Here is a 15,847-nt window from a genome sequence, read left to right on the forward strand (position 1 = left end):
GGCTGTCGCGATCGACAACGTCGAAATCTTCCAAAGAAAAACCCGGCGCGAGGCCGGGTCTGTCCGTGTCCGAGTTGGGAGCGGGCCTTACTGCTGGGCCGGTGCCGCTTCCGTTCCGGTGGTGGCACTTGCGCCTTCGGCAGCGGGCTCGGGCAGCGGAGCCGGCGAATCGGAGAGGCTGCGCAGATAGGCGATCAGGTTTGCGCGCTCGTCATCCTTCTTCAGACCCGCGAAGCCCATTGCCGTGCCGGCGATGTACTTCTTCGGCGCGGTGAGGAAGTGGTTCAGGTGCTCGAAGTCCCAGACCTGCTTGCCGCCTTCGGAGAAGGTCGTCATCGCGGCCGAGTAGCTGAAGCCCTCGTGCGAGGCGATCGGGCGGTTTACGACATCCCAGAGATCGGGGCCGACCTTGTTAGGCCCTCCCTTCTCCCCGGAATGACAGGCTTGACACTTCTTGAATACGGCTTCGCCAGCGGCGGCGTCGGCCTTCGCCAGAAGCGTTGCGATCGGAACGGCAGCGGCTTCGGCCGCGCCACCACCGCCACCTTCAGCGCCGGCCTCTTCGGCCACGATCGTGAAACCTTCCTTTTCGGGAGCTTCCGAGTGAAAAATACCTTCCGATGCGATCGATACCGACATAAGTACGAAAACGGTACCGAGCAGGGCCCCAACACCCATATTCACATAAGAGTTCATCCGCAAACGCTCCCCTCGAACCGGCTTAAACAAGCCGGCCAGTCTTGAAATCGCGCGGAACCTATGTCTTTTGCTGCGTCGTTGCAACAGAGATTGTGGCTCCCGCACTGAGACCTTTTGACACTTTTCGCGGGGGTTTTGAAGGGTTACCCATGAATCAGGTGAATTTTGACCAGACGCTCGTCCTCATTCCGGCACGCATGGCGTCGACGCGTCTCCCCGGCAAGCCCCTGGCGGATATCTGCGGTCTGCCGATGATCGTTCAGGTTGCCAAGCGCGCGTTCGAGGCTCGCGCCGGCCGCATCGTCGTCGCTGTGGACCATCAGGACGTTTTTGACGCCGTGACCCGGGCCGGTTTCGAGGCGGTGATGACCCGCGTCGACCATCAGTCGGGGTCGGACCGGATCCACGAGGCACTCGCCAAGGCCGACCCCGAGGGCAAGGCGAACACCATCATCAACGTGCAGGGCGACCTTCCGACCATCGATCCCGATGCGATCCGCGCGTCCCTTCGTCCCCTGGAAGATGCCGCGGTGGACATTGCGACATTGACGACCGAGATCACGGACGAGGAAGAGAAATCCAATCCAAACGTGGTGAAGGTGGTTGGCTCCCCGCTGAGCGAAACGCGTCTCCGGGCGCTTTACTTCACACGTGCGACCGCTCCGCACGGCAAGGGCCCGCTCTACCACCACATCGGGCTATATGCTTATCGTCGCAAGGCCTTGGAGGCTTTCGTCTCGCTGAAGCCGTCCACCCTCGAGATGCGCGAGTCCCTCGAACAGCTGCGCGCGCTCGAGGCAGGCATGCGGATCGATGCCGAGATCATCGAGACCGTGCCGCTCGGCGTCGACACTGCGGGCGACCTCGACAAGGCGCGCGCCATTCTTTCCGCATCTCGCCCGGGAGGAGTCTGATGACGCTCAAGACCAATAAGATCGCCTTTCAGGGCGACTACGGTGCCAATTCGGACATGGCGTGCCGCGACATGTTTCCCGACATGGAGCCGCTGCCCTGCCAAACCTTCGAGGATGCCTTCCTCGCGGTGGAGAATGGTGAGGCCGATCTGGCAATGATCCCGATCGAGAACACCATCGCCGGCCGAGTGGCAGACATCCACCACCTTCTGCCGGATTCGCGGCTGAACATCGTCGGCGAGTATTTCATGCCGATCCGGTTCCAGCTGATGGTGCTCCCCGGCGTGACGAAGGATGAAGTCCGTACGGTTCACAGCCACATCCATGCCCTCGGGCAGTGCCGCAACATCGTGCGCCGCAACGGCTGGAAGCCGGTGATCGCCGGCGATACGGCTGGCGCGGCAAAGCTTGTCTCCGAGACCAAGGACCGCAGCATGGCGGCGCTTGCGCCGCGCCTGGCGGCGGATCTCTATGGCCTGGAGATCATTGCCGAGAACGTGGAGGATGCCGATTCGAACGTGACGCGTTTCGTCGTGCTGTCACGCGAACAGACGCAGGTCTCGCGTACCCATGACGACGAGATCATCGTCACGACCTTCGTCTTCAACGTTCGCAACATACCGGCAGCCCTCTACAAGGCGCTCGGCGGTTTCGCGACGAACGGCATCAACATGACCAAGCTCGAGAGCTACCAGATCGGCGGAAGGTTCGTGGCGACGCAGTTCTACGCCGACATTCAGGGCCACGTGCTCGATCCGAACGTCAACAGGGCGTTGGAGGAGCTGCGGTTCTTCTCGGAGAAGGTCCGGATCCTTGGCGTCTACAAGGGACACAAGATGCGCGGCCAGCTCTGAGGCCGCGCAAGTTCGAATCCGCGCGGATTACCCCGCGCTCTACGACCAATCGAGCCAGTCGCGCATCAGGCGGTGGGCGATGGCACCCTTGGGCGGCGGCGAAGTCGTGCCGGAAACGGCGCCGGTCGCGGCATTGCGCTCCAGCATTTCGGCCGTCTCACTGCGCGTGAACCAGCGGCAGTCTTCCAGCTCCTGCTCGTCGCGATGGATGTCGAAGGATTTGGCCTCGCCGTAACAGCCGATCATCAGGGAATGCGGCATCGGCCAGGGTTGGGAGGCATGGTACCGCACCCGCCCCACGCGGATACCGGACTCCTCGAGCGTTTCCCGCCGTACGGCATGCTCGATTGTTTCGCCGGGCTCGACGAAGCCGGCAAGACACGAATACATGCCTTCCGGAAAATGCGGAGAGCGGCCGAGGAGGCACAGGTCCCGCTCGATATCGATGACCAGCATGATGGCGACAGGGTCGGTTCGCGGGAATATCGTGTGGCCGCATGCCTCGCAGACGCGGCGATAACCGCCGATCTCGGACCTGTTGGCCCCGCCGCACTTCCCGCAGAAGCGGTTGTTGAGGTTCCAGGTGAGAAGGCTCGACGCCTGGGCGAACTGGCCAAGAAGATCGTCGCCCAGCATCTGCTGGCGATAAAGGGTGCGCCCGTCGGCAGCTCTCAGCGGCTCGTGCAGCGTGTCGGGGTCCGCCTTGACCGGGATCGCCAGGCGCGGCTCGCCGTTTTTCAGGTAGCCGAGCAGGATCGCCTCGTCGGCGATCGGATCGAGGCTTGCCAGTTCGTAGGGCGCAAAGAGTGGATCGACGATCTGTTCGTCGTGCTTGACGACGAGCTTGCCTCCGGCAAAGGCAAAGGCATGGACGTTCGCCGCCGCAAAGGCTGCTTCCACGCAATCCGCGGCACGGTATTCGGAACGTCGGTCGAGGCTGTTTTCCGCAAAGGCGACGAGCGTGCTGGGCTCAGCATGCGGCAGATGGAAGTCGAACAGGGATGACGTCATGATTTCAGGGCTTCCACCAGCTTGGCTGCGAGGCTTGCCCTTTCCTCGTCATCGCGAATCTCGGCGCTTCCGAAACCCCAGACCGGGCCGGGCCAGTTCGGATCGCCCTCGTTTCGGGCGATGACGTGCACATGCAGCTGCCGCACGATGTTTCCAATCGCTGCGACGTTGATCTTCGTCGCACCGGTCGCGCGCTTCAGGGCCTCGCCAACGAGAGCCGTCTCGAAAGTGAGCATGGTCTGGTCCAGGGGCGTCAGCTCGAAAACTTCGCTGATGCCGCCGCGTTGGGGAATGAGCACGAGCCAGGGCCACCGGCCGTCCTTCATCAGCCGCAATTCGCACAGGCCGATCTTGGTCACCAGATCGCTGTCGCGTGCAAGCCGTTCGTCGAGGTGGTATTCCGTCAAGTTTCGCTCCCGGAGTTTCTTTGACAAGAGTCATGCCATGGGTTCGGATGATGCTCCAACAGTTTTTTGAGGGCGTGGCTTGCAATTGGGTTCAATATTGCCGATATGGGGTACGGGAGGTTGGTGGTGGACGAGCCACTCGCCAACCGGGTCAGGTCCGGAAGGAAGCAGCCCTAACGAGCCCAGGCACGGGTCATCGTGCCAGCCTCCCACCCTTTTCCGTCCTGTCTGGACAAGACTTATAGCCAAGCGGCAGGGGCGATGACCGACAATACCCTTCCTCCAGAGCAGGAAAAGCCGGCCGCGTACCGCGTGCTGGCGCGCAAATATCGACCCAAGGATTTTTCGGACCTCATGGTCGGCCAGGAGCCGATGGTGCGGACGCTGACGAACGCGTTCGAGACCGGCCGCATCGCCCAGGCCTACATGCTGACCGGGGTGCGCGGTGTCGGCAAGACGACGACGGCGCGAATTCTCGCCCGCGCACTCAATTACAAGACTGCCGAAATCGACAAGCCGACGATCGACCTCAGGATACCGGGCGAACATTGCCAGGCCATCATGGAAGGCCGGCACGTCGATGTGATCGAAATGGACGCGGCCTCGCACACCGGCATCGACGATATCCGTGAGATCATCGAACAGGTTCGCTACCGGCCAGTCTCCGCGCGCTACAAGGTCTATATCGTCGACGAGGTGCACATGCTCTCGACGCAGGCTTTCAACGGTCTCCTGAAGACCCTCGAGGAGCCTCCGGAGCATGTGAAGTTCATCTTCGCCACCACCGAGATCAGGAAGGTTCCCATCACGGTCCTTTCCCGATGCCAGCGCTTCGACCTGCGCCGCATCGGTGCGTCCGAGCTGGTTGGCCTGTTCACGACCATCCTCGGCAAGGAAGGTGTCTCTGCGGATGCCGACGCCCTGGCAATGATCGCCCGTGCGGCGGAAGGCTCGGCGCGCGATGGCCTGTCACTTCTCGACCAGGCAATCGCCCATGGGAGCGGCGCCGTCGAGGTTGAGGCGGTTCGCTCAATGCTCGGCCTTGCGGACCGAGCGCGGATCGTCGATCTTTTCGAGCATATCGTGAGGGGCGACGCTGCCGCGGCGCTCGCCGAATTTTCCGCCCAGTACGAGGCGGGTGCGAGCCCGCCCGTGGTGCTCACCGATCTTGCCGACTTCACCCACCTGGTGACCCGCCTGAAGTATGTGCCCGAAGCGGTCACCGATCAGTCGCTGAGCGAAATCGAGCGGGTACGCGGACTGGAGTTCGCCAATTCCATAACCGTGAGCACACTCTCGCGCATGTGGCAGATGCTGTTGAAGGGGATTCCCGAGACGGAGTCCTCCAGCAGGCCTGCAGGCGCGGCCGAAATGGTCCTCATTCGCCTTGCTCATGCGGCCAACCTCCCGTCGCCGGAAGATGCGGCACGGCGTCTCGCCGAGCTTGCGAACGGCGATGCGGCCGGCGGAAACGGTCCGAGGCCTTCCGCCGCCGGTTACCCGGGGAGCAGTGTCCAGCAGCCAAGCGCTGCCATGCCGGCGCAGACGCTCGCGCGCCCCTCCGAATCCGGCCCGGCCCGCCCCTCCGGCGGAAGTGCGGCGACGATGCTGCGCGCGGTTCCCCAGGCAGCCCCGCAGCCCGAGACGGTCGGGCGTATCGAGACGCGCGCGGCGGAAGCTCCAGCCGCGCAAGCCGCCGCGAAGGTGCCCGTCGCTTCCCTTAATGACATTGCGGATCTCTGCACGAAGAACCGCGACATTCGACTGCGCGCGCTGTTGCGCGGTTTCGTGCGCCTCGTCCGGCTGGAGCCGGGCCGGCTCGAGATCAACCTCGGCGACGACGCGCCGAAATCACTGGTCGCCGATCTGCAGCGCAGGCTCGAGGAATGGACTGGTACGCGCTGGATGGTGATCCTGTCGCGGGAGGCGGGTTCCCTCACGCTTGCCGAGGCGGAGGCCAAGGAACAGGAGGATCGCGTCGCAGACGCGCGCCAGGATCCGGATGTAGCGGCAATCCTCCAGCGCTTCCCCGGAGCGAAGATCACCGACGTGCGCATCAAGGTGCAGGAAGCGGAGGTCGAGACCCTGGAGGCGCCGGCCGCCGCCGAGTCTGCCGAGGGCGACATTCTCCCAGGCGACGATATCGAATACTGAAAAACCCGAGAACGACGAGAAGGAGAGACCGATGCGCGACATCATGGGCATGATGGGCAAGGTCAAGGAAATGCAGGCCAAGATGGAGAAGATGCAGGAGGAGATCGCTGCGCTGGAGGTCTCCGGCACGTCCGGCGGTGGTCTCGTCTCCGTTACGCTCGATGGGAAGGGCAATTTGAAGGGCTTGAAGGTCGACCCCTCGCTCTTCAAGGAAGATGATGTCGAGATCCTCGAGGATCTGATCGTCGCCGCCCACAAGGATGCCAAGGACAAGGCCGAAGCGCTGGCCGCCGAGAAGACCAAGGCGCTGACGGCCGGTCTCCCGATCCCGCCCGGCTTCAAGCTGCCGTTCTGATCACCCGTTCGGTGCTGGTGGTGGCGGTGGGGCGCTCGGCGCGCGCGCGCTTGTTTCCATACTTGCCGCAATGCGCAGATTGGCCTTCTGGCGCGTGACCGGATCCGTTGCCGGCGCTCCCGCCGAATGACCGGCTGCCGCCGCTTTTTCCGCGAAGGTTCTCAAGGCCTCCCGTCTTTCCCCGGAAAGATCGACGAATCCGGTCGGCGTGTAAGAGGAAAGAATGGTCTCGTAGGCGAATGCGCCGGGCTCGAGTGATCCTGCCGTTCCGACGGGGCCGCCCTCGGCATCGAAGCGTTCCTGCATTCGCTTGAGGGATTGCGCGAGCGTCGGAAGCGCCGTGATGGCGCGCCGCCAGCGGTGCTCGTTGAAGCTGAAATTGCTGATGACCGTCGTTCCGGCTTCCTTGCCGAGTTCGGAGAGGTAGGACACGGTCTTTTTCTCCATGTCGAGGTTGAGGCCGCCCTCCTTGCTGTCGTCGAGCCGGATCTCGACGATGCGCTCGCTGTAACCGTGCAGCTGGCTTTGCAGCGTGTCCTGCCAGTTCCGCGCAGTGGACAGGATGGAGGCGACGAATCCCGAAAGGCCGCTGACCGGCAGGACCGGCGTGATATCGTCTTCCTCCTCGCCTTCCTGGAACGTGTTCGGCATGAATACCCGTCTGCTGTGCCTTCGCGGATCGTAACTTGCGAGCGAGATGCCGAAGGTCGGGCGTGACGGCAGGAGGCTGTCGAAAAGATGGATAGGGAAGTTGCTGGTGATGCCGCCATCCGAAAACAGGCAGCGCACCGGAACGGGTTCCTTGGAGTCGTCGGTAGGCACGAGTGAAAGATCACGGCGGTAGAGCGGAACGGCGCGTATAAGGCCGGGGAAACTGAGGCTCATCCGGGCGATGACCGCCACCGGCAGTTCCTCTGACGGCGGCAGGTCATAGAAATCCGATGGAATACCCTTGCCTGTGGCCTCCCGCTTGCTGCTGACCCTTAGCAGGTAGTTCATGATCGATGGGGGGAACAGCAACTCGAATTCCGACTTGCGGAAGCAGTGGACCCTCGTGGCGAAGGGAAGTTCGTAGGGGCGCCGCGACGAAAGATCGGTCGTGACACTGGCCACCCGGATTTCCGCTTTCGTCAGGTCACCGATCGTCAGCGGATCGCCGCCGCTTCGCCCGGCCACCGCCTCGATTTCAGCTGCGATCCAGTCCGTGAAGCCGGGTTCGGTTTCTCCCGGCTGCGTGAGGCCACTGCACAGCCCGAAGTCATTGGATGGAAGGACGGTCGTGACTGCCCGGTAAAGCGCATAGACGAGCATCCCGAGGACGCCGATGAGCAAGAGAACCAAGCCGAGAAGGGCGCCTTCGATGCTCCGACTGAGGAGCGCTATCAGCAATCCCGGAATGGCGCCGATGATCACCTCCTTCGCAAAGCTGCGGAGCGTCTGCAACAGCACCGCCCAAACCTTGCTGCCTTTCGCGCGGATGGCGGCCATGCCGATACTGAAGAGAGGTTTTGTTTCCTGCGATGGCTGGAAGAAGGTCGGAAGCCTGGCCGCGAGCACGTCGGGCATCGCGTTCACGCGCTCGAAGCCGGCATTCCTTTCCACCGGATCGGTCGAGGTGCTCCGCCTGTATTCCGCCGCTGCCGCCATGACCGCTCCGATCGCCCCGGCGGAAGTGCCGCCGATGGAGTGGAAACGGTAGGTCTTCGCAAGTTCGCAGATCGCATGCGGGAAGACCACGCCGGACGTGATGCCCCCCTTCATGATGAGATCGCAATTCTTGGTCGGGTTTGCGTAGGGCAGTGCAGCGTTCGTGTCTGTCATGCGGCACCTCTTGGTCGAGTTGCACCAGTATGGATTGCATAACGAAATATTGCACGCGTTTTTGTTGTGAAGGTCAGCCAGTCAGCGCGGCCTTGAGCCTGCCATTGATCGGGGTTGCAAGATAGCGCAACCGGTCTGCTTCCGACAGGTTCTTTCCGAAGGTCGCCAGCAGTTCAGGCATCGTGACGCGCTCCCCGGGGAAAGCGGAGTAAGTGACGGGATCGCCGGCCTGTACCACGCCGTCGCTGAGGACGCGGCAATAGAAGCCGGGCCGTCCGGCCTTCAGGAAGACGCTGGCGAAGCCCGGATCGCCCATGCGCGCGGCAAAGGTCGCGCAGGGAACGCGTGCCGAGGTGACCTCGAGCAATACCGTCTCGGTCTCGAACCGGTCGCCGACCGAGACATCCCGGCTGTCGATTCCCTCGATAACCAGATTTTCGCCGAACGTCCCGGGATCGAGTGTCCGGCCGAGTCGCTCCGCCCACCAGTCGACGTCGATGGAGCCCAACCCATAGATGGCCTGATCCGGACCGCCATGATGCTTGCGATTGCAGATCGTGTCGCCGATCAGGCCTTCGCGGTCGAGCATGACCGGGGCGCTGACGGGGCGCTTGAAGATACCGGTCTTGTAGGACCGTCCAGGGGTCACTTCCGCTTGTCCGATACAGACCGAGCTGATTTTCATGATCGCACAATCCTTCCGCGATTCCGTTACCGGAAGATATGGAGTAGAAACCGCCCATGGCAAAACGAGTCACCGGCCCCGAAATTGAAAAACTCATTCAGCTCCTGGCGAAGGTCCCGGGTCTCGGCCCGCGTTCGGCGCGCCGCGCCGCTCTTCACCTCGTCAAGAAGAAGGACCAGCTGCTGGGGCCGCTTGCCGACGCCATGGGTGAGGCGCATCGCAAGGTACGCATCTGCTCCTGCTGCGGCAACGTCGATACGATCGATCCCTGCACCGTCTGCACGGACGAGCGCCGGGACCAGTCCGTCATCATCGTGGTGGAGGATGTCTCCGATCTCTGGGCGCTGGAGCGGGCGGGCGCAATGAACGCCGCCTATCACGTCCTCGGCGGCACGCTTTCGCCCCTCGACGGGATCGGGCCTGACGATCTCAACATTCGCGGACTGATCGAGCGCATCAGCGCCGGCGGAGTGCGTGAACTGATCATCGCCGTCAACGCGACAGTCGAGGGTCAGACGACCGCGCACTACATCACCGACCAGCTGGCGGGGCTCGAGGTCAAGATAACCCGGCTTGCCCACGGCGTGCCCGTCGGAGGCGAGCTCGACTATCTCGATGAAGGTACGCTGACGGCAGCGCTCAGGGCGCGAACGGCGATATGAGGGGGCCAGGAATGCGGCTTGAAAGCTTGCGCGTACGCGCGTGCCTGCATACGCGAACTGCAGTTGCGGCTCTCTCCCTGCTCTTGGGCGCGCTTCCCTCCCATGCCGCATCGAAGGCGGAAGTCGAGGGCCAGTTCCAGGCCTGGCTCGCCAACGACCTGTGGCCGGAAGCTTCGAAATCCGGGGTCTCGCAAAAGGCCTTCAAGTCGGCATTCGAGGGCGTGCACCTCAATTGGGATCTTCCTGATCTGGTACCCCCGGGTGCGGCTCCGCAGAAGGAGCAGAAGCAGAGCCAGGCGGAATTCTCGTCTCCGGGCGCGTATTTTTCAGAGAAGCGACTGCAAGGGCTCGCGACGAGCGGAAGATCGCTCGCCAAGACTCACGCCGCGACGTTGCGCAAGGTCGAGCAGGCCTATGGCGTGCCCGGCGAGATCATCCTCGCCGTGTGGGGACGCGAATCCGGCTTCGGCCGTGCGGATATTCCGCATCCGGCAATCGAGGTTCTGGCCACCAAGGCCTTCATGTCGACGCGCAAGGATCTCTTCCGCCGCGAGCTTGTCGCCGCCCTGCACATCATCGATGGCGGAGACCGTACGCCATCCCAGCTGAAGGGCTCGTGGGCGGGCGCCATGGGGCAGCCCCAGTTCATGCCGACGAGCTATCTGAAGTATGCCGTCGATTTCGATGGCGATGGTGTCCGGGACATATGGAATTCCGTTCCCGACAGCCTTGCGTCCATCGCGAACTACTTGCGCAAGAAGGGTTGGGAAGCGGGCCGCTCGTGGGGTTACGAGGTCACCATCCCTGCCGGCGTCACATGCGCCCAGGAGGGGCCTGATCTTGCCAAGCCGGTTTCGGCCTGGGCTGGCAGCGGCATCACCCGGATTTCCGGAAAGCCGTTCCCGAAGTCTGAGCTCGGCGCCTCCGCGATGATGCTGGTTCCGGCCGGGCGGCACGGCCCGGAGTTCATCGTCACGCCGAACTTCTACGTCATCAAGGAGTACAACAACTCCGACCTCTATGCGCTCTACATCGGCAACCTGGCCGACCGCATCGCCTACGGCTCCGGCCCGTTCGAAGCGAACTGGGGTGATGTTGGCAAGATGTTGCGCTCGGATGTGCTGGCCATGCAGCAAGCCCTGGTGGCGAAGGGCTACGACGTCGGCAAGGCCGATGGCCTGCCCGGATTCAAGACCAGGCGCTCCCTCGGTGACTGGCAGGCGAAGGCGGGAATGACACCGACCTGTTTCCCCGACGCTTCCCTGAAGGCGAAGCTGCGGTAGGCGCGTCGTCGCGCGCCTCTTTGGCGTGCAGCCCGCCGGCCCACCCGTTCAGTGCATGTCGACCTGCTGCTTGTAGCGCTCGTATTCGGTCGGAAGGATCGTCTGGCGTTCGATCATGCGATGGACCCGCGGAGCGTCCGCGCTGCGATGCAGTGCTCGCAGCCGGTCGCCGTTTTCCGCGTCGGCCTTGGTGCGGCGCTGGTTGTGACGAACGTATTCGACCCATGTCGGGACATGATAGGTTTCCGTCCATACCGTGGGGTTTTCCAGATCCCGCATCAGGGTCCATTGCCCCGCCCCGTCGCGGATGCGGATGCGCCTCCGCTCGGTCATCGCCGTCAGGAACTCGGGAATGTCGGCTTCGTCAATCTCGTAGTCGATCAGCACCACGATGGGTCCGCTTCGGGGCTTCAGGTCGAGCGGAAGCTGCGGCTCGTGGAAACGGTTAAGTGGGTCGAGGTCGAGCGTCTCGAACTGCGGAAGGCCGAAACGCAGCCCGAGGGCAGCGCCGACGACCATCACTCCAGCCGCCCAGAAGAGGGCGTTCTGGGCGCCGTGCGCATCGGCAACTGCGCCCCACAGCCAGCTTCCGCCAGCGATGCCGCCGAAGGTGGTCGTCTGGTAGAGCGACAGGGCGCGCGCAACGACCCATCGCGGGGTTGAAAGCTGGACGGTCGTGTTGAACAGCGACAATGCCAGCACCCAGCATGCTCCGGCGATCAGGAGCGCAGGGCCTGTGACGAACGCGTGGGTACTGAGGGCCGTAACGCAGCCGCTGAAGGCAAAGCCTGTAAACGCCAGGCGCACGGTCCATTCGCTCGACAACAGCTCGCGCATCCGTGCGCTCACCAGCGCACCGGCGATCGCGCCCAGGCCGAAACAGCCGAGCAGAATGCCGTAGGTGAGCGGGCCCCCTTGCACCAGGTCGCGCGCGACCAGCGGCAGGAGCGCGAGGATGGCACTCGTGGAGAGGCCGAAGGCGAAGCCTCGCAGCAGGACCTTGCCGATGTTGGGCGACATGGAGACGTAGCGGAAACCCGCGGAGATGGCGCGGCCGAAGCTCTCTCGCGGCAGCGGGCTCACCGGCACTGCAGGCTTCCAGCGCAGGAGTGCGAAGATGAGAGCGAAGTAGCTGCACGCATTGACGGCGAAGGCGGCCGCAGCACCTGCCGCAGCAACGATCGCACCACCCACTGCCGGTCCGACGCTGCGTGTGATGTTGAAACCCATGCTGTTCAGCGCGACCGCCGCCGGAAGGTCGCTTCTGGGTACCATGTCACCGACGGAGGCCTGCCAGGCGGGATTGTTGAGCGCGGTGCCGCAGCCGATCAGGAAGGTGAAGAACAGGAGTAGCCACGGCGTGATCAGCCCGTACCACGCACAGAGCGTCAGGGTCACGGACACGACGAGCATGAAGCCTTGTGCCGCCAGCATGATGCGGCGGCGGTCGAAATTGTCCGCGAGCGCTCCGGAGGCGAGCGAGAAAAGCATGATCGGCAGTGACGTGGAGGCCTGCACGAGTGCGACCATGTTGGCCGAGTCCGAGATCGACGCCATCATCCAGGCCGCCCCGACCGCCTGGATCAGTCCGCCGAAGTTGGAAACAAGGCTCGCCGCCCAGATGATGCGGAAGGTTTCGTGCTTGAAAGGGGCCAGGGGGGATGAGGAACTTGGCACCGGGAACTCGCTCGGATCGTGTCTGCTTCTGATGGGACCGGGTGTAAGGTAGTCGCCTGAGGGCTCACGGCAAGCACGACAGGCGCACCTTTGTCCGGTGCGGTCTTCTGCGCCCCCGAAACGCGGGCGTCAACATCCCGGTTTCCGGCCTCTCTTGATATTTCCTCCGCCACCGCGTATATAGCCGATAAATTCTTGATCGGCTGATGAAGAGTGGGACCGCGAGGACCCGCTCTTTTTTATTGCCCCGATCAGGCGCATTATCGAGCATGCCGGAGGGCATCACGTGTCCGACACGAATGAAACGACTGAAAGATATGATCCGCGGCTGATCGTCGAGACCGGTCTCGACCGTCGCGTGGCCGACATCATAGAACCCGTTCTGGTGCAGCTGGGGTACCGTCTCGTGCGCGTACGGCTCTCGGCACAGAACGGTCTGACCCTGCAGATCATGTGCGAGCGCAACGACGGCACCATGACGGTCGAGGATTGCGAGACCGTTTCGACCGCGGTTTCGCCGGTCCTCGATGTTGAGGATCCCATCGACAAGGCGTATCATCTCGAGGTGTCGTCGCCGGGTATCGACCGGCCCATGGTCCGCAAGTCCGATTTCGTGCGTTGGCTCGGGCATCTCGTCAAGTGCGAGACGTCGATTCTCGTCGACAACCGGAAGCGTTTCCGCGGCAAGATTCTGGCCGCCGATGCGGATGGCTTCACCATCGAGCGCGATCAGCCTGCATATGGCGAGGAGCCGAGGGTCGTAATTCCGTTTACGGCGCTCGCCGAGGCGAAGCTGATACTGACCGACGATCTGATCCGTGACGCACTGCGCGCCGACAAGGAAGCCAAGGCTGCGCAGGCCGCGAACCAGAACGACGAGGACGCGGAAGAGCTTTAATGAACCCTGTACTGCGCGCTCGAATGGGCGGCAACGGGGCGAACCGAGAGACAACCGGAACGGCAAGCCGTTCCATGAGCCGAGGCGGATGCGCCGGCAACACGATGGAGACTTACGACAATGGCAGTCAGTGCTAACCGGCTAGAACTTCTGCAGATCGCAGATGCTGTGGCGCGCGAAAAGGTCATCGACAGAGAGATCGTGCTGGCTGCGATGGCCGATGCCATCCAGAAGGCGGCACGCTCGCGCTACGGTTCGGAATCGAACATCCGCGCCGACATCAATTCCAAGACCGGTGAAATCCGCCTCCAGCGCCTGCTGGAAGTCGTCGATCACGCCGAGGACTACTCGACCCAGATCCCGCTGGAACTCGCCCGCGACCGCAATCCGGACGCCAAGCTCGGCGACTTCATCGCAGATCCGCTGCCGCCGATGGATTTCGGCCGTATCGCCGCCCAGTCGGCCAAGCAGGTCATCGTGCAGAAGGTGCGCGAGGCCGAGCGTGATCGCCAGTATGAGGAATACAAGGACCGCATGGGCGAGATCGTCAACGGTACGGTCAAGCGCGTGGAATATGGCAACGTCATCGTCGATCTCGGCCGTGGCGAAGGCATCATCCGTCGCGACGAGATGATCCCGCGCGAAAACATGCGCTACGGCGACCGCGTCCGTGCCTACGTCTACGACGTGCGCCGCGAGCAGCGCGGCCCGCAGATCTTCCTGTCGCGCACCCATCCGCAGTTCATGGTCAAGCTCTTCACCATGGAAGTGCCGGAAATCTACGACGGTATCATCCAGATCAAGTCGGTTGCCCGTGATCCGGGTTCACGCGCCAAGATCGCCGTCATCTCGAACGATAGCTCAATCGACCCGGTTGGCGCCTGCGTCGGTATGCGTGGTTCGCGCGTGCAGGCGGTTGTCGGTGAGTTGCAGGGCGAAAAGATCGACATCATTCCGTGGTCGCAGGACCCTGCTTCCTTCATCGTCAACGCTTTGCAGCCGGCCGAGGTCGCCAAGGTCGTTCTCGACGAGGATGCGGAGCGCATCGAAGTGGTCGTGCCCGACGAGCAGCTGTCGCTCGCCATCGGTCGCCGCGGTCAGAACGTTCGCCTCGCTTCGCAGCTTACCGGCTGGGATATCGACATCCTGACCGAGCAGGAAGAGAGCGAGCGCCGCCAGAAGGAATTCAACGAGCGCACGGCCCTGTTCATGGACGCGCTCGACGTCGACGAGATGGTTGGCCAGGTGCTGGCTTCCGAAGGCTTTGCGGCCGTTGAGGAGCTCGCCTATGTCGAGCTCGATGAAATCTCTTCGATCGATGGTTTCGACGAGGATACGGCCGTCGAAATCCAGACCCGCGCTCGCGAGTACCTCGATCGTCTGGAAGCCGAACTCGATGCCAAGCGCAAGGAGCTTGGTGTTTCGGACGACCTTCGTAAGATTGACGGCCTGACCGGGCAGATGCTGGTCGCGCTCGGCGAAGACGGCATCAAGACGATGGAAGATTTCGCAGGCTGCGCCGCGGACGACCTCGTCGGCTGGACCGAACGCAAGGACGGCGAGACCAAGAAGTTCGAAGGCCTGTTCTCCAAGCTCGACGTTTCCCGCGCGGAAGCCGAGGCGATGATCGTTCAGGCCCGTCTTGCTGCCGGCTGGATCACCGAGGAAGAACTCGCCGAGAGCCAGACCGAGGCCGAAATCGTGGAAGGCGCCGAACAGGACGCCTGAGGCGCCCGGTTCGACGCGGAAAGCGGGGAAGCCTTTGGCGGTCAGCAAACGCAAGGAAGACAGTGACGGCGCGCGCATGTGCATCGTCACGCGGGCGAGCGGCGATACGGACGAACTCATCCGTTTCGTCGCCGGACCGGACGGAACCGTGGTCCCCGACCTCAAGCGGCAGCTTCCGGGCCGTGGCTGCTGGGTCACGGCGGAACGCTCCGTCGTCGAGAAGGCCGTTTCGAAGCGGCTTTTCGCCAAGGCATTGAAATCGGACGTCAAGGCCGACCCGGGCCTCGGCGCGGAGGTCGAAAGACTTTTCGTGCTGCAGCTTGCGGGGATGATGAACATGGCCCGCAAGGCAGGCCAGTTCATTACCGGCTCGACCAAGGTGGAGCAGGCGGTGCGCAGTCTCGCGGCGCTTGCGGTGTTCCATGCGGCCGATGCGGCCCCGGACGGCGTGCGCAAGATCGATCAGGCTCGCAAGGCGATGAGTTTCGCGAGCGAGGACGAGCAGGAAATACCCTCCTTCCGCTTCGCGACCGAGGCGGAAATGGAGGGCCTTTTGGGTCAGAATGCTTTTATCCATGCCGCAGCGCTTGCAGGGCAGGCGGGTGAGGGTGTAGTGAAGCGCGCAATCATGCTCGAAAAGTACCGTGGCAACAGCCGGGTCGGGGCACATGGCGGCGCTGGCCAGCCAAACCAATGACA

The 15,847-nt window shown here is 63.2% G+C and carries 15 protein-coding genes and 1 other RNA gene; 10 read left to right on the top strand and 6 right to left on the bottom strand.

The window, feature by feature from the left end; all coding sequences use genetic code 11:
• Positions 1 to 87 precede the first annotated feature (87 nt).
• Positions 88 to 696: a cytochrome c family protein gene (locus F3Y30_RS04105; protein WP_203425268.1), complete on the bottom strand. Its 609-nt coding sequence runs from the start codon at positions 694 to 696 to the stop codon at positions 88 to 90.
• A 152-nt stretch (positions 697 to 848) separates the two neighbouring features.
• Here F3Y30_RS04105 and F3Y30_RS04110 point away from each other — a divergent pair, with 152 nt between their 5' ends.
• Positions 849 to 1,613 (top strand): 3-deoxy-manno-octulosonate cytidylyltransferase, encoded by a 765-nt coding sequence (locus tag F3Y30_RS04110; protein ID WP_203425269.1) that lies wholly within the window; start codon positions 849 to 851, stop codon positions 1,611 to 1,613.
• A complete protein-coding gene (locus F3Y30_RS04115; protein WP_203425270.1) occupies positions 1,613 to 2,467 on the top strand; it encodes a prephenate dehydratase in 855 nt (284 codons plus the stop codon). Before F3Y30_RS04110 ends, F3Y30_RS04115 begins: the two co-directional genes overlap by 1 nt.
• 39 nt (positions 2,468 to 2,506) lie before the next feature.
• On the opposite strand, the gene nudC is transcribed toward F3Y30_RS04115, so the two are convergent.
• Complete coding sequence (gene nudC / locus F3Y30_RS04120) at positions 2,507 to 3,478, bottom strand: NAD(+) diphosphatase (RefSeq protein WP_203425271.1); 972 nt, start codon at positions 3,476 to 3,478, stop codon at positions 2,507 to 2,509.
• Complete coding sequence (locus F3Y30_RS04125) at positions 3,475 to 3,885, bottom strand: HIT family protein (protein ID WP_203425272.1); 411 nt, start codon at positions 3,883 to 3,885, stop codon at positions 3,475 to 3,477. Before F3Y30_RS04125 ends, nudC begins: the two co-directional genes overlap by 4 nt.
• 115 nt (positions 3,886 to 4,000) lie before the next feature.
• On the opposite strand from F3Y30_RS04125, the gene ffs reads away from it, so the two are divergent.
• From ffs to F3Y30_RS04140, 3 genes are all read left to right on the top strand, one after another.
• An RNA gene (ffs, locus tag F3Y30_RS04130) (signal recognition particle sRNA small type) lies at positions 4,001 to 4,098 on the top strand.
• Between the two features lie 48 nt (positions 4,099 to 4,146).
• Entirely contained in the window at positions 4,147 to 6,039 is a 1,893-nt protein-coding gene (locus F3Y30_RS04135; RefSeq protein WP_203425273.1) for a DNA polymerase III subunit gamma/tau, read from the top strand.
• Positions 6,040 to 6,070: 31 nt separating this feature from the next.
• Positions 6,071 to 6,394: a YbaB/EbfC family nucleoid-associated protein gene (locus F3Y30_RS04140; protein WP_203425274.1), complete on the top strand. Its 324-nt coding sequence runs from the start codon at positions 6,071 to 6,073 to the stop codon at positions 6,392 to 6,394.
• Here the strand turns inward: F3Y30_RS04140 and F3Y30_RS04145 are convergent, their stop codons facing one another.
• Both F3Y30_RS04145 and F3Y30_RS04150 read right to left on the bottom strand, forming a co-directional pair.
• Positions 6,395 to 8,215 carry a patatin-like phospholipase family protein gene (locus F3Y30_RS04145; protein ID WP_203425275.1) on the bottom strand — a complete coding sequence of 607 codons (1,821 nt, stop codon included), beginning with the start codon at positions 8,213 to 8,215 and terminating at the stop codon, positions 6,395 to 6,397.
• 73 nt (positions 8,216 to 8,288) lie between these two features.
• Positions 8,289 to 8,900 (bottom strand): MOSC domain-containing protein, encoded by a 612-nt coding sequence (locus F3Y30_RS04150; protein ID WP_203425276.1) that lies wholly within the window; start codon positions 8,898 to 8,900, stop codon positions 8,289 to 8,291.
• A gap of 56 nt (positions 8,901 to 8,956) precedes the next feature.
• Between F3Y30_RS04150 and recR the strand changes: the two genes are divergently transcribed.
• Positions 8,957 to 9,562 (top strand): recombination mediator RecR, encoded by a 606-nt coding sequence (gene recR, locus F3Y30_RS04155; protein ID WP_203425277.1) that lies wholly within the window; start codon positions 8,957 to 8,959, stop codon positions 9,560 to 9,562.
• A gap of 11 nt (positions 9,563 to 9,573) precedes the next feature.
• Complete coding sequence (locus F3Y30_RS04160; RefSeq protein ID WP_203425278.1) at positions 9,574 to 10,845, top strand: lytic murein transglycosylase; 1,272 nt, start codon at positions 9,574 to 9,576, stop codon at positions 10,843 to 10,845.
• 48 nt (positions 10,846 to 10,893) lie between these two features.
• On the opposite strand, the gene F3Y30_RS04165 is transcribed toward F3Y30_RS04160, so the two are convergent.
• Entirely contained in the window at positions 10,894 to 12,522 is a 1,629-nt protein-coding gene (locus F3Y30_RS04165) for an MFS transporter (protein ID WP_203425279.1), read from the bottom strand.
• A 286-nt stretch (positions 12,523 to 12,808) separates the two neighbouring features.
• Here F3Y30_RS04165 and rimP point away from each other — a divergent pair, with 286 nt between their 5' ends.
• From rimP to F3Y30_RS04180, 3 genes are all read left to right on the top strand, one after another.
• A complete protein-coding gene (gene rimP, locus F3Y30_RS04170; protein WP_203425280.1) occupies positions 12,809 to 13,420 on the top strand; it encodes a ribosome maturation factor RimP in 612 nt (203 codons plus the stop codon).
• A 120-nt stretch (positions 13,421 to 13,540) separates the two neighbouring features.
• Entirely contained in the window at positions 13,541 to 15,148 is a 1,608-nt protein-coding gene (gene nusA, locus F3Y30_RS04175) for a transcription termination factor NusA (RefSeq protein WP_203425281.1), read from the top strand.
• A 34-nt stretch (positions 15,149 to 15,182) separates the two neighbouring features.
• Positions 15,183 to 15,845 (top strand): RNA-binding protein, encoded by a 663-nt coding sequence (locus F3Y30_RS04180; protein ID WP_281435423.1) that lies wholly within the window; start codon positions 15,183 to 15,185, stop codon positions 15,843 to 15,845.
• The last annotated feature ends 2 nt before the right edge of the window (positions 15,846 to 15,847 follow it).

Source organism: Sinorhizobium sp. BG8 (assembly GCF_016864555.1).
Lineage (GTDB): Bacteria > Pseudomonadota > Alphaproteobacteria > Rhizobiales > Rhizobiaceae > BG8.

Coding starts and splice junctions, on each gene's coding strand:
- F3Y30_RS04140 (WP_203425274.1), top strand. CDS start 6,071: ATGCGCGACATCATGGGCATGATGGGCAAGGTCAAGGAAATGCAGGCC.
- F3Y30_RS04115 (WP_203425270.1), top strand. CDS start 1,613: ATGACGCTCAAGACCAATAAGATCGCCTTTCAGGGCGACTACGGTGCC.
- F3Y30_RS04145 (WP_203425275.1), bottom strand. CDS start 8,215: ATGACAGACACGAACGCTGCACTGCCCTACGCAAACCCGACCAAGAAT.
- F3Y30_RS04105 (WP_203425268.1), bottom strand. CDS start 696: ATGAACTCTTATGTGAATATGGGTGTTGGGGCCCTGCTCGGTACCGTT.
- nudC (WP_203425271.1), bottom strand. CDS start 3,478: ATGACGTCATCCCTGTTCGACTTCCATCTGCCGCATGCTGAGCCCAGC.
- F3Y30_RS04160 (WP_203425278.1), top strand. CDS start 9,574: ATGCGGCTTGAAAGCTTGCGCGTACGCGCGTGCCTGCATACGCGAACT.
- F3Y30_RS04135 (WP_203425273.1), top strand. CDS start 4,147: ATGACCGACAATACCCTTCCTCCAGAGCAGGAAAAGCCGGCCGCGTAC.
- F3Y30_RS04110 (WP_203425269.1), top strand. CDS start 849: ATGAATCAGGTGAATTTTGACCAGACGCTCGTCCTCATTCCGGCACGC.
- recR (WP_203425277.1), top strand. CDS start 8,957: ATGGCAAAACGAGTCACCGGCCCCGAAATTGAAAAACTCATTCAGCTC.
- nusA (WP_203425281.1), top strand. CDS start 13,541: ATGGCAGTCAGTGCTAACCGGCTAGAACTTCTGCAGATCGCAGATGCT.
- F3Y30_RS04150 (WP_203425276.1), bottom strand. CDS start 8,900: ATGAAAATCAGCTCGGTCTGTATCGGACAAGCGGAAGTGACCCCTGGA.